Source organism: Actinomadura soli, assembly GCF_005889715.1.
GTDB classification, from domain to species: Bacteria; Actinomycetota; Actinomycetes; order Streptosporangiales; family Streptosporangiaceae; genus Spirillospora; species Spirillospora soli.
This window is the reverse complement of sequence record NZ_VCKW01000010.1, coordinates 46,103-60,658: the sequence shown is the minus strand read 5'-3', so window position 1 is coordinate 60,658 and position 14,556 is coordinate 46,103. Positions and strand designations below refer to the sequence as shown.

Sequence of the window (14,556 nt, the reverse complement as noted above, 5' to 3'; positions counted from 1 at the left end):
GCCTGCGCCCCCTCCCACGCCGCCGGCCGCCCCGCAGGTCGTGGTGGATCGGTGCCGGCGGCATCAGAACGTCGAGGGGATCAGCCGGGCGAGCGACTCGAACCACAGCAGCGCGAGCGCGAGCAGGACCGGCATGGTGAGGAGATAGGTCGACGGCCGCCGCCAGGACCGGTACAGGATCGCGGTCACGACGAGCGCGCCCAGCATCAGCACGCCCCAGCCGAGCGAGGGCCACCAGCCGCTGGAGTCGCGGGCGAGGCCGAGCTCGTCGGTCTTGATCCCGGTGCTGTCCTTGATCCGCAGCGCGGCGGGGCCGCCCTTCAGCCGGGACACCACCGCGAACCGTCCGCCCTTGCCGCGCGGGGCGGTGGTGAGCAGGGTGAGCCGGTTGACGAACGTCCCCTGGGACAGGAAGTCCTGGGCCCCGGTGGGGGCGGTCTGGGCGAACTCGACGGTGTAGGTGAACCGGCCTTCCTGCGTGGTCACCAGGACGGTGTCGCCGGGCCGCAGCGACCCGAGCCGGGCGAACGGCCTGCCGTAGAGGTTGCGGTGCCCGGCCAGCACGGCGTTGCCCGCCTGCCCCGGCATCGGGGACGGCCGGTAGTGCCCGACGGCGGTGCGCAGCTCCCGTGTGCCGGTGGCCTGGACGACGACCTCCCGCACGCCGGTCTTGGGGATCTCCAGCAGCGCGACCGGCTCGCCCCGTCCCGGGGTGGCGGCGAGGTCGCGGTCCCCGGCCACCGCCGCGGCGGCGACCGCGGCCGACTCCCGGAAGTCCGCGCTCAGCTCGGCCAGCATCGCCCGCTGCTGGCGCTCGTAGGTGACGTGCGCGAACGCGAGGGAGTAGGCCGCGAAGCAGAGCAGCAGCAGGCCCGTCACCATGAGCGCGGTGGTCACCGCGCGGCCGATCTGCCGCAGCCCGAGCGCCTCGCCGGATCCGGGCAGGGAGCCCACGATGCCCTGCCGCCGCCGGGACGGGGCCACGGCCAGCCCGCCGAGGCGGAGCAGGGCCGCGTCGTAGCGGCCGCGCAGTTCGGCGATCCGGCGGCGGCCCGCGGAGTCGCCGTCGGCCACCGCCGTGTCCGCGACGCCGAGCAGCGCCGACGCCCGTCCCGCGACCACCATCGTCTGGGCGCGGTCCGCGTCCGCCGCGTCGAGTGCCAGCGACGCCACGCGGGCTTCGAGCTCGCCCAGCACCCGGGCGGCCTCGTCGGCGGGGCTCGCCGGAGCCGGGCGCTGCCCCGCGCGGGTCGGGTTCGGGCCGGTCACCGGCGGAGTCGGTCCCGTCTTCATGGGCGCCCGGTCCCGCGGGCGGCCCGGCCCTGCCAGATGAGGTAGCCGCGCCAGACGCCGCCGCCGATCAGCGCGGCGGAGCCGAGGACCAGGAGCAGGACGATCGGCACGACCTTGCTGGCCGCCGGGATCTTCCCGCCCCGCACGGTGCCCTCGCCCGCGACCGGCTTGATCGACGCCGCCGGGCCGGGGGCGCCGGACGCCGCGGGTCCCTGGCTCGGCGCGCCGCCGGGAAGCCCGGCGGCCCCGCCGGAACCGGGCGCGACCGGAGCGCCGCCGCCACCGGGGAGGGAGCCCGAGCCACCGCCGGAACCGTCGCCCGGCCCGCCGCCGGGATCCGACGACCCCGGGGGCGTCTTGCCGCCCGTCTTCGGCGGGTCGGCCTTCTTCAGCATCGCGGCGACGTCCCGCGCCTGCTTGCGGAGCTCGGCCGGGAGCGGCGGGGCGCCGAGGTCGGCCGCCTTCGCCTGGGCGGCGTCGCTCACCGCGTATTCGAGGAACGCGGCCAGGGTCCTGCGCTTGGCGATCGGCAGCGGGTTGGCGCCCTGCGCGTCCGTCCGCGGGACGGCGACGTAGTGCACCATCGGCAGTGGGTAGGCGTCGGGCATGGCCTCCGCGTCGAAAACCGGGGTCAGCGTGCCATCGGCGTTGCGCCGCATCGTCGAGTACGCGGAGAGGATCGACTCCTTGGTCGGCAGCACGTAGGCGCCCGCGCGGTTCAGCAGCGGCACCATCGGCAGGGCCACGCCGCGCGCCCGCTGCGCGTGGATCTCGGTGACGTCGGTGTAGCCCAGGTACCCGCGCTTGAGCCGCTCGTTGAGCGCGACCGGCGGGATGAAGTCGTCGTCCGGGTCCGGGTCGACGGCCTTGCCGAAGTTGGTGCCGATCAGGTAGGCGGTCTGCGCCCCGTTCTCCGCGCCACGGACGTCCGAGGCGCGCTTCACCAGCAGTTCCGGGCTCCCGGGCTCGGATACGAAGAAGGTGTTGAAGCGGTCCCTGGACAGGGTGGCGCCGAACCAGGACGAGAGCACCTGGTTCTGCGCCGACCGGCCGCTGCGCAGGATCGGCCCGGCGGGCAGGGCGGGCAGCCCGCAGCCGTGGTTGTCGGCCCGGGTCGGGGTCTTCATGCTGGAGTCGCCCCACCAGGCCGAGTCGACGCCGTCGCCGTCGCCGAGCATGAACGCCAGGGTGTCCGGCGACATCCGCACGGCGTTCAGCCCGAGCCCGCCGTACTCGGCGGAGTTCGCCACGGCCAGGCCGGTGAGGGTGATCGGCGCGTACACCACGTCGCCGCCGGCCTCGGCCGCCGTGAACGGCAGGCCGGTGACCGCGAAGTCGGCGCCCGCGGTGAACCCGCTCTGGAACCCCGCCTTGAGCTGCGCGGCCCCGAACACCGACGTGCCGCGGGTGTAGTCGACGTCGCTCGGCGCCGCCAGCCGCCGCACGCCGGCCAGCCACCCGTCGAACAGCACGGCCGTGTTCACCGAGCCCGCGCCCGCGATCGGGGCGCCCACCGGCCGCCCGGTGACGGGCGGGAGCTGCGGGGTCTCCGGCGGGTCGGGGAACCGGCGCGGCGGCGGCGCGGGGATCGCGGTCAGGTCGGGCGTCCCGTCGGTCCTGGGCTTGAAGAACAGCCCGCCGCTCGCCGCCGCCGCCGCGGGGTCGGCGACCCCGGCGGGCGGCGGCTTCGGGACGAGGGTGAACGGGCCCGTCCCGGCGGGCCTGCGTTCCATGGCGAGCGGCTGGTCCCACTCGCATTCGCTCACCACGACCGAGCAGTTGTACTCGCTCCGCCCGGCGAACACCTTGCTGCTGCATTCGAAGACGTCGTTCTTGTACTCGGTGACGTCGTCCTTGGACAGCACGACGGACGCGAACCGCCCGGCCCTGATCGGATAGCTCGCCTTCCCGGTGCCGTCCGCGCCCGTCGTGCCGGCGAACCGGGTCTGGTGCGCGCACTCGAACACGGGCGTGAACGTCTCGCTCCGGTGGACGTTCTTGACCTGGAACGCCGACATGCACTGCGTGATGACGACCGCCGAGTTCGGCCGGAAGCCCTTCCAGCGCACCTCGACCGACTGGCCGCCGGCTACCCGCACCGACTCCTTGGCCGCGTCGGGCCGGCCGTCCAGCCGTTCCCCGTCGGCGCCCACGGACCACACCTCGACCGTGGGCTCCTCGGCGGCCTCCACCCGCGCCGGCATCGCGACCAGCGACGGTCCCGCCGCCACCGTGACCGCGAGCGTGATCCGGCAGATCCGTCCGACCATTGCTCTCCCCTGCCCGCCCCGGGCCACGACCTGGCCCGCCAAGACCTTGCCCGCCGCGCCCGCCGCGGCCTTGCCCGCCACGGCACTGCGCGGCCCGCCACGACATCGCACGCCGCAGGTGCGCCCCGGCGGCGGTCGACCCCAGGAAACGCCGTCCGGAAAGTTCCTGTAAATGGGCCCAAACCGCGCGCCGTTCCGCCTTAGGGCCGCGTTCACCTGCGCGTATCGCCGCGGTCAGCGGCGGCCTCGGACACTGTCCGGCATGCGAACCCGAGCGCGAGCACGGTCCGCCCTGCCCGCAGGTGAACGAGGCGGTGCCGGGGCCGGCTCCACTGGCGGGCCCGGACCGCGCAAGATCAGTGCCCGGCTCACCCGCGGCGACCGCCTCTACCACGCGACCGCGACCGCCGGGGCCGGGGCGACCCTCGCGCTGATCGTGCTGATCGGGCTGTTCCTGCTGATCAAGGCGCTGCCGGCGCTGCGCGAGGCGGGCTGGTCGTTCCTCACCACCAAGGAGTGGAGCCCGGACGCCGAGCGGCCGCGCTTCGGGGTGGCCGCGATGATGGCCGGGACGCTGGTGAGCGCCGTGGTCGCGATGGCGGTGACGTTCCCGGTGTCGGTGTCGACCGCCGTGTTCATCAACGAGTACGCGCCGCGCCGGCTGCGCCGCCCGCTGACCTCGCTGATCGACCTGATGGCGGCGATCCCCAGCCTGATCTTCGCGATGTGGGGGCTGTTCGTGCTGGTGCCGTTCCTGGTGCCGCTGGAGCAGTGGGCGGTGGACCGGTTCGGCGGCGCGCTGCCGTTCATGCGCGCCACCGCGATCGGCGCGTCCCTGGGCAACGCCGGGCTGGTGATCTCGCTGATGACCATCCCGATCGCCACGTCCATCATCCGCGAGGTGCTCGCGCAGGTGCCCCGGCACGAGTGCGAGGGCGCGCTGGCCCTCGGCGCGACCCGCTGGGGCATGATCCGGACGGTGGTGCTGCCGTTCGGCCGCGGCGGCATCATCGGCGGGTCGATGCTCGGCCTCGGCCGCGCACTCGGCGAGACGCTGGCCGCCACGCTGATCCTCAGCCTGACGTTCGAGATCAAGCCCCGGGTGCTGGAGAACGGCGGGATCACCGTGGCCAGCGCGCTGGCCGTGCAGTTCAAGGACGCCCAGACGATGGGGCTGAGCGCGCTCATGGCCGCCGGGCTGGCGCTGTTCGTCGTCACCTTCGCGATCAACTTCCTGGCCGCGATCGTGGTGAGCCGGTCCCGTTCGGGCGCGGGGGTCGAGGCATGAGCGGAATGATCCACGCGGAGCCGCCGCCGCAGACCACACTGCAGGCGCTCACGGCGCCGCCGCAGTACCGGCCCAGGACGAGGCGATGGAGCGACGTCGCGGAGTTCCTCGGCGCCGCTCTCGCGTCGGGCGCGCTCGTCTGGCTCGTCTTCGAGCGGCTGCTGCCCTACGACGTCCACGTCGTGGGGTTCGGGCTCTGCTGGTACGCGCTGTTCCTGCTGACCTACTCGCTCGTCGTCCGGGACGGGCACGGCCGCGTCGTCGCCGCCGACCGGATCATGGCCGTGCTCGTCGGCACCGGGGCGCTGGCGGCGTTCGCCCCCATCGTCGCCGTCATCGGGTACGTCGCCTACCGCGGCGCGAAGGTCGTCCGGCCGACCTTCTTCACCGAGAACCTGGAGGTCACCGGCCCGCTGTCGGCGGCCACCGAGGGCGGCGCGGTGCACTCGATCATCGGGACGCTGGAGCAGCTCGCCATCGCCACCGTCATCTCGGTGCCGCTCGGCGTGCTCACCGCGGTGTACCTGAGCGAGGTCCGGGGACGGCTCACCCGGCCGACCCGGCTGGTCACCGACGCGATGACCGCCCTGCCGTCCATCGTGGCCGGGCTGTTCATCTACTCCCTGCTGATCCTGCAGTTCGGCTGGGGCTTCTCCGGGTTCGCCGGGAGCCTCGCGCTGGCCGTCCTGATGCTCCCGACGGTGACGATCGCCGCCGAGCAGGTGCTGCGCGTGGTGCCCGGCGGGCTGCGGGAGGCGTCCCTCGCGCTCGGCGCCCCGCACTGGCGGACGGTGCTCAGCGTCGTGCTGCCCACCGCGCGGGCCGGCCTGTCCACCGCCGTGATCCTCGGCATGGCCCGCGTCGTGGGCGAGACCGCGCCGATGCTCCTCACGGCGTTCGGGACGACCACGACCAACGGCAATCCGCTCAACGGCATCCAGGACGACCTTCCGCTGTTCGTGTACACCCAGATCCGCAGTTCGCAGAACACGCAGGTGCAGCGGGCCTGGGCGGGCGCCCTCGTCCTGCTGGCGCTCGTCCTGGCGCTGTTCGTGCTCGCCCGGCTGCTCGGCGGCTCCCGCCCGGGTGGACGGCGGCGGGCGTCCCGGCGTCCGGCGCACGCGCGTCCCAAAGACCGGCAACCGACGAAGAGGGCCGACCGCTCATGAACAACGCCGATCCCACCCGGACCAAGCCGCTCGCCAGCCCACCGGACGGGCCGGTGCGATCCCGGGGCGGAACCCTGACCGCCTCCCAGGTGAGCGCCTGGTTCGGTGCCAGCAAGGTGCTCGAAGGCGTCGACCTGGAGATGGGGGCGGGCAGGGTGACCGCGCTCATCGGCCCCTCGGGCTGCGGGAAGTCCACGTTCCTGCGCATCCTCAACCGGATGCACGAGCTGGTCCCGAGCGCGTCCCTCGCGGGCTCGGTGCTGCTGGACGGGCAGGACATCTACGGGACGAGCCTGCGCGTCACCCAGGTACGCCGCCGGATCGGGATGGTCTTCCAGAAGCCCAACCCGTTCCCCGCCATGAGCATCGCCGACAACGTGGCCGCGGGCCTGAAGCTCACCGGGACGAGGGCCGCCAACCGGACGGAGCTCATCGAGGAGAGCCTGAGCCGCGCCGGGCTGTGGAACGAGGTGAAGGGCCGGCTGCGTGACCCGGCGGGCGGCCTGTCGGGCGGGCAGCAGCAGCGGCTGTGCATCGCGCGCTCGCTGACCGTCCGCCCGGACGTGCTGCTGATGGACGAGCCGTGCTCCGCGCTCGACCCGACCTCGACCCGGCGGATCGAGGAGACGATCGGCGAGCTGCGCGAGCAGGTGACGATCGTCATCGTCACCCACAACATGCAGCAGGCCCAGCGCGTCTCCCAGCGCTGCGCCTTCTTCCTGGCGGCGGAGAACGAGCCGGGCCGCGTCGTGGAGTCCGGGCCCACCTCGACGATCTTCGACTCGCCGCGCGACGCCAGGACGTCCGACTACGTGCACGGCCGGTTCGGCTGAGAAGGAGCGGTGGGAGCGATGGGGACGGGATTCACCGGACGGCGCGGCCGCGTCGTCCTCGCGGCGGGCCTGGTCTGCGCGCTCGGGCCGCTGGCGCCGCCGTCGACCGCCGCCGCGGCGGCGCTGCCCGCGGTGAACGGCGCCGGGTCGACGTTCGCGCAGATCGCCATCCAGCAGTGGACCGCCGACGTGTCCCGGCAGTTCGGCCTGCGGGTCAACTACCAGGGCAACGGCTCCACGGCCGGGCGCGCGTACTTCGCGCAGAAGCAGGTCGACTTCGCCTCCAGCGACGTCTCGTTCGGTTTCCCGGCCGGGCTGGGCAACGAGCCGAGACCGAACTTCCCCTACACCTACCTGCCGCTGGTCGCGGGCGGGACGGCCATCCTCGCCAACGTCCGGGACTCCGCCGGCCGGCCGATCACCGACCTGCAGATGTCCGGCCCGCTGGCCACGTGGGTGTTCACGCAGCCGCACCACGGCGCGGTCCACTGGGACGACGCACGGATCGCGGCGGAGAACCCGCACCTGCGCGGGCGGCTGCCGCACACGGTCATCCGCCCGGTGGTCCGCAAGGGCGGCTCGGGGACGACCTCGGTGTTCACCGAGTACCTGTACTCGCAGGACGCGGGACGGTGGCGCGGCTACATGCAGCTCGCCCCGCAGGCGGACGACTGCACCGGGCGGATCTGCTCGGCCACCGACGAGTGGCCGACCACCCGGAACAACCTGGACTACAAGGAGGGCTCGGACGGCGTCGCCAACCACGTCCAGCGGTACGCGGGCACCGTGGGCTACGCCGAGTACGCGTACGCACTGCAACGCGGGATCCCGGTCGTGCGGATCCGCAATGCCGCGGGCAACTACGTGCTGCCCGAAGCCTGCCACCAGGCGATCGCCCTGACGCGCGCCGACCGCAACGGCGACGGGACGTACAACCTGCAGCGCGTCTACCGGCATCCGCACCCGAGGGCCTATCCGGTCTCCAGCTACAACTACGTGATCGTGCCGACCAGCGGCTCGGACCCGCAGAAGGGCGAGGCGATGGCCCGGTTCATCCTGTACTCGATCACCGACGGGCAGCGCAAGGCCGCGGCCCTGGGCTACTCCCCGCTCCCCACGAACCTGATCTCCCAGGGCTTCAGCGCTCTGGGCCAGGTACCGGGCCGCCCGTCGATCCCCGGCAATCCCGCCACCTGGGGGCAGTTCTACGAGAGCCTCAAGCTTCCGGACGGCACGACGTGCGGCGAATCCGGCAAACGGGCCCAGGAGCTCCCGGTAGGAAGCCGCGGCTCCGGCGGCGGATCGGGCGGCGGCGGGGCGGGGGCTACGGGCGCCGGGACTCCCGGCGCCACCACGGGACCCACCGGCGGCCCGGGCTCGCTCGCTCCCGGGGCCACGACAGGCCCCAATGGGAACTCGTCCGTCAGCCCCACCCAGGCTGCGACCGCGGCCTCGAACGTGGCCGACGCCCTCAAGAAGGCGGGGCAGCCGTGGCTGCTGTACGCGACAGTGCTGGTGTTCCTGGCCCTGTTGTTCCTGCCCGTGCCGATCGCCGAGTTCATCCGCGGCCGCAGGAGCGGCGACGGGGAGACAGAGTGAGGCGGCTCTTCCCGGCGGCGGTCGCCGCCGGGACTCTCGTCACCCTCACGCCGACCGTCCCGGCGGCGGCCGTCCCGGCGGCGGCCGCCGCGCCCGACGCGACCATCACCGCGCCATCGTCCGGCGGTCTGGCACGCACCGGTCCGGTGACCTTTCGCGGCGAGGTGACCGGCGCCGACTCGGTGCAGGTGGCCGTCCAGGAACGGACGAGCAAGCTGTGGTGGCGGGCGGACGGAACCTGGGGCGAGCAGCAGCGTTTCGCGGCGACGCTGTCCGGCGGTACCTGGTCGTCCACCTGGACGGCACCCGAGCCGGGCGACTACCTGGTCCAGGTGTTCGCGCGGAACGCCTCGGCGACCGACCCGGCCCCGGCCTACACGCCCTTCACGGTCCTCGATCTCTCCTCGTCCCCCGACACCGCCATCGCGACCCCGGCGGCGACGTCGGTGGTCCGAGCGGGCGCGGCCCTGACCGCGCGCGGCCTGGCGTCCGGCGCGGCCTCGGTGGGCGTCGCGGTGCAGAACCGCGCCACCAAGCTGTGGTGGCGCGCGGACGGAACCTGGGGCGCCCACCAACGGCACCCGGCGACCCTGGGGAGCAGGGCCCCGGACGGCACGGCCACCTGGTCCTTCCCGTGGACGTCACCGGCAGACGGCGACTACGCCTTCCAGGCGACGGCCACGAGCCCGGCGGGCGGCACCGACCCGGACCCGGCGTTCCGCCCGTTCGCCTCCGACGGCGCCGCACCCGACGCGGGGGTCGCCGGCACGCAGGACCGCTCCCACCCGGCGGGCCGCGCGATCACCTGGACGGGCACCGCGACCGACCTGCGCGGGGTCGCGGACGTCCAGGTCGCGATCCAGAACCGGACGACGAAGCAGTGGTGGCACGCGGACGGCGGCTGGGGGACGTTCACCCGCCACCCGGCCACCCGCACCGGCCCGTCCGGCTCCACGTCCTGGACGATCAACGACGGCCGCTGGACCGCCCCCCAGACCGGCTGGTCCTTCAGCTGGACCCCGCCCGCGGCGGGCGACTACGGCCTCCAGGTGACCGCGCTGGACGCGGCAGGCCAGGCCGACGCCACCCTGCCCTGGCTGCGCTTCTCGTCCACCCCGGCGCCCGTCGACACGGTCCGGCCCGCGGCGTCCTTCACGGCGCCCCTCGCCGATCGCACCCTCACCACCGGGCCGATCCGGATCACCGGCGCGGCCACGGACGACGTCGCCGTCACCGCCCTCTACCTGGGCGTCCAGAACCGCGACACGGGCCTGTGGTGGCAACCGACCGGAGGCTGGGGGCCGTACAGGCGGCTCACCCCCACCGCGACCGGCCTGCGCACCCCGTCCGTCACCTGGACCTACGACTGGACGCCTCCGCAGACCGGCGGCCGTTACCTGGCCCACGTCGAGGCGTTCGACGCCGCAGGCAACGTGGCCGGGGAGACGGCCCGTCCAAGCGTGCGTTTCGGCCACCGCCCAGGCGCCACGGGCTTCGTCACCCTCCTGATGAGCCGGTCGCAGTGGCAGGCGGTCGACCACAGGTGCGCACCCTTGCGCGGTGCCGTCCCACTGTCCGAAGTCGCATCCGCACTGGACGGACGCAACGTGCGAGCCACCGGATCCGTTGTCGTGAACCGCACCGGCGACACCACCCGCCACTGCCTGGCGAACTTCACCGACTACGCCACCTGGAACGACCTGGACGGCCTCCGAGCCCGCCACGGCTGGACGTTCGTCAGCCACGGAGCGACCTACGCGGACATGACCGGGCTGACCCCCGAACAGCAGCGAACCGAATCATGCGACTCGCTGACCGACCTGAAGGCCCACGGCCACGACCGGGCCTGGGGCCTGTTCGCCTATCCCAACAACAAGCTCAGCACCCAGATCCAGCAGGACGTCGTCGCCACGTGCTTCGCCTACGGCCGCAGCTACGGCGCGGGCCGCAACACCCGGGCCACCACCGGCGCACCGTACTTCCAGAGCACCTGGAGCTGGCCGTCCGGCCGCTGCAACGACCCCGCGCTGACCTGCTACCACTGGGCGCCGACGACTGACGCGTCCCCAGGCCGCTACACCTCCCCCGACCGGCTCGCCGCCGCCCTCACCGGAGGCGCGGACGAATGGCAGACGATCCAGGGCTACAAGTTCCTGCGCGGCCGTCGCCTCGCCGGCCCGAACCAGGGCCAGCAGTGGGACTGCACCTCCGCCGACTGGCGTGCCCACTGGACGAACAGCGCCGAGTCCTACTGCCTGACCGACCTGCTGACGGCCATCGCCCAGGCCCGAGGCTCCACCTACACCGACCCGGCCACAGTCGCCCAGACCTGGCCCCGCCCCTGAACGTTCAACACGGCGTCAGTGGAATTGCATCCAGACGTCGCTCCGTGGCCGTGAGACGAGCTTATTGGACGCTATTTCGTCCAGATTATTCATCGAGCCATTCGGCGAACTTCATCTCACCGCCACCGGCCCGCACCTGGACCCCCCGCGGAGTGATCTTTAATCTCAATTTGTGCCCTGACCAGCGCACTCCAGGTGCTCCCAGATTTTGGCCGATCGCATTTCGTGACGCATTATCTGCCGTTCTCGTCAAGTGCAGCCGTTCGCCGATCGGCCTGTAGTGCTGCCATCTGGAGGGCGCGGTGGGCACTGCTGACCCGAGTCTATTGCCAAGTCCTCGGGCCGGCAGGTGTTCCCCCGACAGAGGAGCAGAAAAAAGTGAATGCACGTGGCAGTGGATTCGCCATCAGCCGCCGCGGCCTCCTTGGTGGAGGTCTCGGGGTGGCGGGCATGGTGGCCCTGAGCCGGCTGACCCCGGATCCCGCGCAGGCGTCCCCCCGGCTTGCGGGATATCCCTTCACCCTCGGCGTGGCCTCCGGCGACCCGTGGCCGGACGGCGTCGTCCTGTGGACGCGGCTGGCGACGGCCCCGCTGGCCGACGACGGCCTGGGCGGCATGCCCGGCAAGGATGTGCCCGTCCGCTGGGTGGTGGCCGAGGACGACTCGATGCGCCGGGTCGTGAGGCGCGGTTCGGTCCTGGCCACGCCGGAGCTCGCGCACTCCGTGCATGTCGAGGTCAAGGGCCTCCGGCCCGGCCGTGAGTACTGGTACCGATTCTCCGCGGGTGGGGAGCAGAGCCCGATCGGGCGCACCCGCACCGCCCCGGACCCGTCGGCGGCCGTCCCGTTCACCCTCGCGTTCGCCTCATGCCAGCAGTGGGTGGACGGTTTCTACACCGCCTACCGGCACATGGCGAGCCAGGACCTGGACGTGATCTTCCATCTCGGCGACTACATCTACGAGGGCGCCTACGGTCCCACCGGCGGTGCCCGTAACACGCCTCTGTCAGCGGCGCACAACGCGCGGCTGTTCACCCTCGCGCAGTACCGCCTCCGCTATTCGCTGACCAAGAGCGACCCCGATCTCCAGGCCGCGCACCGGAGCGCCCCCTGGATCGTGACCCCGGACGACCACGAGATCATCAATGACTGGGCGGACGAGAGCGTGCCGGGGATCAGCCCGGAGAACGTCCTGCGCATGCGGGCCGCCGGTTTCCGCGCCTACTACGAGAACCTGCCGCTGCGGCCGTCCTCGATGCCGCAGGGCCCCGACATGCAGATCTTCCGCAGGCTCCGGTACGGGAGGCTGGCGTCCTTCTTCGTCCTGGACGGCCGTCAGTACCGCAGCGCGCAGAACTTCGCGCGCCGCTTCGACGCCGACCGCAGCATGCTGGGGACCGGGCAGGAGCGCTGGCTGCTCGACGGTCTCGGCAGGTCCCGCACCACCTGGAACATGCTGGCGAACCAGGTGGAGATGTACCAGCAGAACCGGTTCACCGCCGACGGCGGCATCGAGCAGTTCCACCCCGACATCTGGGACGGGTACGAGGCGGCCAGGCGGCGCCTGTTCGGCGGGATCCGGCAACGCCGGGTCGCCAACCCGGTAGTGATCACCGGTGACGCGCACTGGAGCGCGGCCGCCGACCTGAAGGCGGACTTCAACGACCAGGGGTCGCCCACCATCGGGGTCGAGTTCATGGGCACGTCCATCTCCAGCGGCGGCAACGGCGTGGACATGACCGAGGGCGGCCGTCTCCAGTTGCGCGCGAACCCGCACCTGAAGTTCGTCAACAACCTGCGCGGCTACGTCGCCTGCCGGGTGGCCGCGAACACCTGGGAGACCGACTACAACGTGATCTCGAAAGTCACCGACCAGAGCGGCGTGATGTCGGTACGCCGCCGGTTCGTCGTGGAGGCGGGCCGTCCCGGCCTGCAGGACACGGAGGCATGAACGTGGCGAAGAACTTCATCGGCCGCGCAGGGTCCGTCCCCACGATGGCGACGGTCGTCACCCTCATGGCCGGCACCCTGCTGGCCGGGTTGCTTACGTCAGGCGCCTTCAGCAGACCCGAACCCGCCTTCGCCGCGCCCGCGGAACGTTCCACGGACCTGGTGGTCGTCCAGGCGAACCTGCAGGACGCGATGCGTCCCGCCGACGCCGCGGACACCGCCGACCTCGACCACTTCGCGAACCGCGTCATCAAGAGCGTTCCGAAGGCGCCCGACGTCCTGCTGCTGACCGACATTCTCGGGCCGGGCGCCGAGCACCTGGCCAGGCGGCTGAGCCGGAGCACCGGCGACGGCTACCGCGTCGCGGTCTCCCCCGGGCGCACCCCGTTCCTCGGTGACGGAGGTGTCCGCGCCAGCGCGATCCTGATCAACTCCGGCACCGTCAGCGTGCGGGGCGCCGCGGGCTTCGTGCGCGTCCAGGGCGAGGACCAGGCCCAGCTCACGGTGGCCGGCCGCGGCTCGTCCCAGGAGACCCACCTGCTGAGCGGCCGCGTGGGCGCCGTGGGCGCACCCGTCGCGCAGGCCGCCGCCACCGAGTTCGACACCGCACTGCGCAAGCGCGCCGGTGACACCGAGATGGCGGTCCTGGGGGCGGACTTCTCCAGCATCCGCTGCGCGCAGGCGCAGAAGTTCGGCTGCGCGCTCGCGCCCTTCTGGTCGTACCTGACCCAGACCAACGCCTACGACGAGGCCGCGTTCGTCGGAGACTCCCGGGTCTCCACCCGTCAGTACACCAGCTTCCTGTTCGCGCGCGGCCGCGTGGCCGAGGCCGCCATGGACGTCGAGTACGACACCGCCGTGCCGGACCTGGCCACCTGCAAGGCGGCATACGACCGGGGCGACTCGCGCAAAGCCGGGGCCGCCTGCGGCAACTACTACGCGGACCAGCCCTTCACCTGGGCACGCCTGAAGCCCGATACGGATGTTCGCCAGACGGTGTTCCCGGCCCGGATCACCTTGGACCAGTGTGAGCCCGGCACCGGACGGGTCTCCGCAGTCGCCGCCCGCTCCGTCAACACGTCCGCCAAGGAGACGACGACGGCGGTCCGGGCCGAGGCCCAGGCTCCGCTGCGGGTGGACGGCACGGCACGCAACCTGACCGTCCCGGCGGGTGAGGCACGCGACCTGTACCTGCCGGTCACCGCGCCGGTCACGACACCGCCCGGCGACTACCGCGTCACGGTGTTCTTCGGCGAGCAGTCCGTCCAGGTGCCGGTGACAGTGCCCGGGGAGTGCCACTACGCTCCGGCGTTCGCGACCAGCTGGCACCTGGGCAACGAGCCCGAGAAGGCCGTGGACGGCAACCCCGGCACCATCTGGCACACCGAGTGGAGCCCGCCGGTCACCCTTCCGCAGTCGATCACCGTCCACCTGGACGGGGTCCGGAAGATCGGCTCGCTGCAGTACCTGCCCCGGCAGGACGGCAGCCCCAACGGCGACATCCTCGACTACACCATCGAGGTGAGCACCGACGGAATCACCTTCACCGAGGTCGCGAAGGGGACCTGGGCGGCGAGCAAGGCCGCCAAGACCGTCACCTTCGATCCGGTCGATGCAGAACTCGTCCGGCTCACATCGAGCCGGTCGGGCGGCGGGGCCTACGCCTCGGCCGCTGAGATCACCGTCCGCTGACCACCCCTGAACCGGCCCGGGGGCTTCCGGGCCGGTTCGGCATGCCGCACCACAGGACTTCGCGTGGGCGCGTTCGTCGAGCAGAGGTCGGCTCCTGGACAGCCGACCGTCACCGGAA

General features: G+C 72.8%; 9 protein-coding genes. 7 read left to right on the top strand and 2 right to left on the bottom strand.

The genetic code is table 11. From position 1 onward, the window contains the following. Positions 1-63 precede the first annotated feature (63 nt). Both ETD83_RS03525 and ETD83_RS03520 read right to left on the bottom strand, forming a co-directional pair. The gene (locus ETD83_RS03525) at positions 64-1,293 is read right to left on the bottom strand and encodes a sortase (protein WP_138643580.1); all 1,230 of its coding nucleotides are present in this window, start codon (positions 1,291-1,293) and stop codon (positions 64-66) included. After that, complete coding sequence (locus ETD83_RS03520; RefSeq protein WP_138643579.1) at positions 1,290-3,644, bottom strand: type 2 periplasmic-binding domain-containing protein; 2,355 nt, start codon at positions 3,642-3,644, stop codon at positions 1,290-1,292. Before ETD83_RS03520 ends, ETD83_RS03525 begins: the two co-directional genes overlap by 4 nt. Before the next feature lie 181 nt (positions 3,645-3,825). Here ETD83_RS03520 and pstC point away from each other — a divergent pair, with 181 nt between their 5' ends. The 7 genes from pstC (at position 3,826) to ETD83_RS03485 (ending at position 14,438) form a co-directional block, all read left to right on the top strand. After that, complete coding sequence (pstC, locus tag ETD83_RS03515) at positions 3,826-4,851, top strand: phosphate ABC transporter permease subunit PstC (protein WP_171064000.1); 1,026 nt, start codon at positions 3,826-3,828, stop codon at positions 4,849-4,851. Beyond that, positions 4,848-6,020, top strand: coding sequence for a phosphate ABC transporter permease PstA (pstA, locus tag ETD83_RS03510; protein ID WP_138643577.1), 1,173 nt, complete (start codon positions 4,848-4,850; stop codon positions 6,018-6,020). The genes pstC and pstA overlap by 4 nt, the downstream gene beginning before the upstream one ends. Then, positions 6,017-6,853, top strand: a complete 837-nt coding sequence (locus tag ETD83_RS03505) for a phosphate ABC transporter ATP-binding protein (RefSeq protein WP_138643576.1) — start codon at positions 6,017-6,019, stop codon at positions 6,851-6,853. The genes pstA and ETD83_RS03505 overlap by 4 nt, the downstream gene beginning before the upstream one ends. 18 nt (positions 6,854-6,871) lie before the next feature. Continuing rightward, positions 6,872-8,452 carry a substrate-binding domain-containing protein gene (locus tag ETD83_RS03500; RefSeq protein ID WP_138643575.1) on the top strand — a complete coding sequence of 527 codons (1,581 nt, stop codon included), beginning with the start codon at positions 6,872-6,874 and terminating at the stop codon, positions 8,450-8,452. Continuing rightward, a complete protein-coding gene (locus ETD83_RS03495; RefSeq protein ID WP_138643574.1) occupies positions 8,449-10,797 on the top strand; it encodes a polysaccharide deacetylase family protein in 2,349 nt (782 codons plus the stop codon). The genes ETD83_RS03500 and ETD83_RS03495 overlap by 4 nt, the downstream gene beginning before the upstream one ends. A 450-nt stretch (positions 10,798-11,247) precedes the next feature. Further along, positions 11,248-12,747 (top strand): alkaline phosphatase D family protein, encoded by a 1,500-nt coding sequence (locus ETD83_RS03490; protein WP_138643573.1) that lies wholly within the window; start codon positions 11,248-11,250, stop codon positions 12,745-12,747. Then, the gene (locus ETD83_RS03485) at positions 12,744-14,438 is read left to right on the top strand and encodes a discoidin domain-containing protein (RefSeq protein WP_138643572.1); all 1,695 of its coding nucleotides are present in this window, start codon (positions 12,744-12,746) and stop codon (positions 14,436-14,438) included. The genes ETD83_RS03490 and ETD83_RS03485 overlap by 4 nt, the downstream gene beginning before the upstream one ends. Positions 14,439-14,556 lie beyond the last annotated feature (118 nt).

Bases quoted from the DNA above. Each gene is read 5' to 3' on its own strand.
- ETD83_RS03525 (WP_138643580.1), bottom strand. From the start codon at position 1,293: ATGAAGACGGGACCGACTCCGCCGGTGACCGGCCCGAACCCGACCCGC.
- pstC (WP_171064000.1), top strand. From the start codon at position 3,826: ATGCGAACCCGAGCGCGAGCACGGTCCGCCCTGCCCGCAGGTGAACGA.
- pstA (WP_138643577.1), top strand. From the start codon at position 4,848: ATGAGCGGAATGATCCACGCGGAGCCGCCGCCGCAGACCACACTGCAG.
- ETD83_RS03505 (WP_138643576.1), top strand. From the start codon at position 6,017: ATGAACAACGCCGATCCCACCCGGACCAAGCCGCTCGCCAGCCCACCG.
- ETD83_RS03500 (WP_138643575.1), top strand. From the start codon at position 6,872: ATGGGGACGGGATTCACCGGACGGCGCGGCCGCGTCGTCCTCGCGGCG.
- ETD83_RS03490 (WP_138643573.1), top strand. From the start codon at position 11,248: ATGGTGGCCCTGAGCCGGCTGACCCCGGATCCCGCGCAGGCGTCCCCC.
- ETD83_RS03485 (WP_138643572.1), top strand. From the start codon at position 12,744: ATGAACGTGGCGAAGAACTTCATCGGCCGCGCAGGGTCCGTCCCCACG.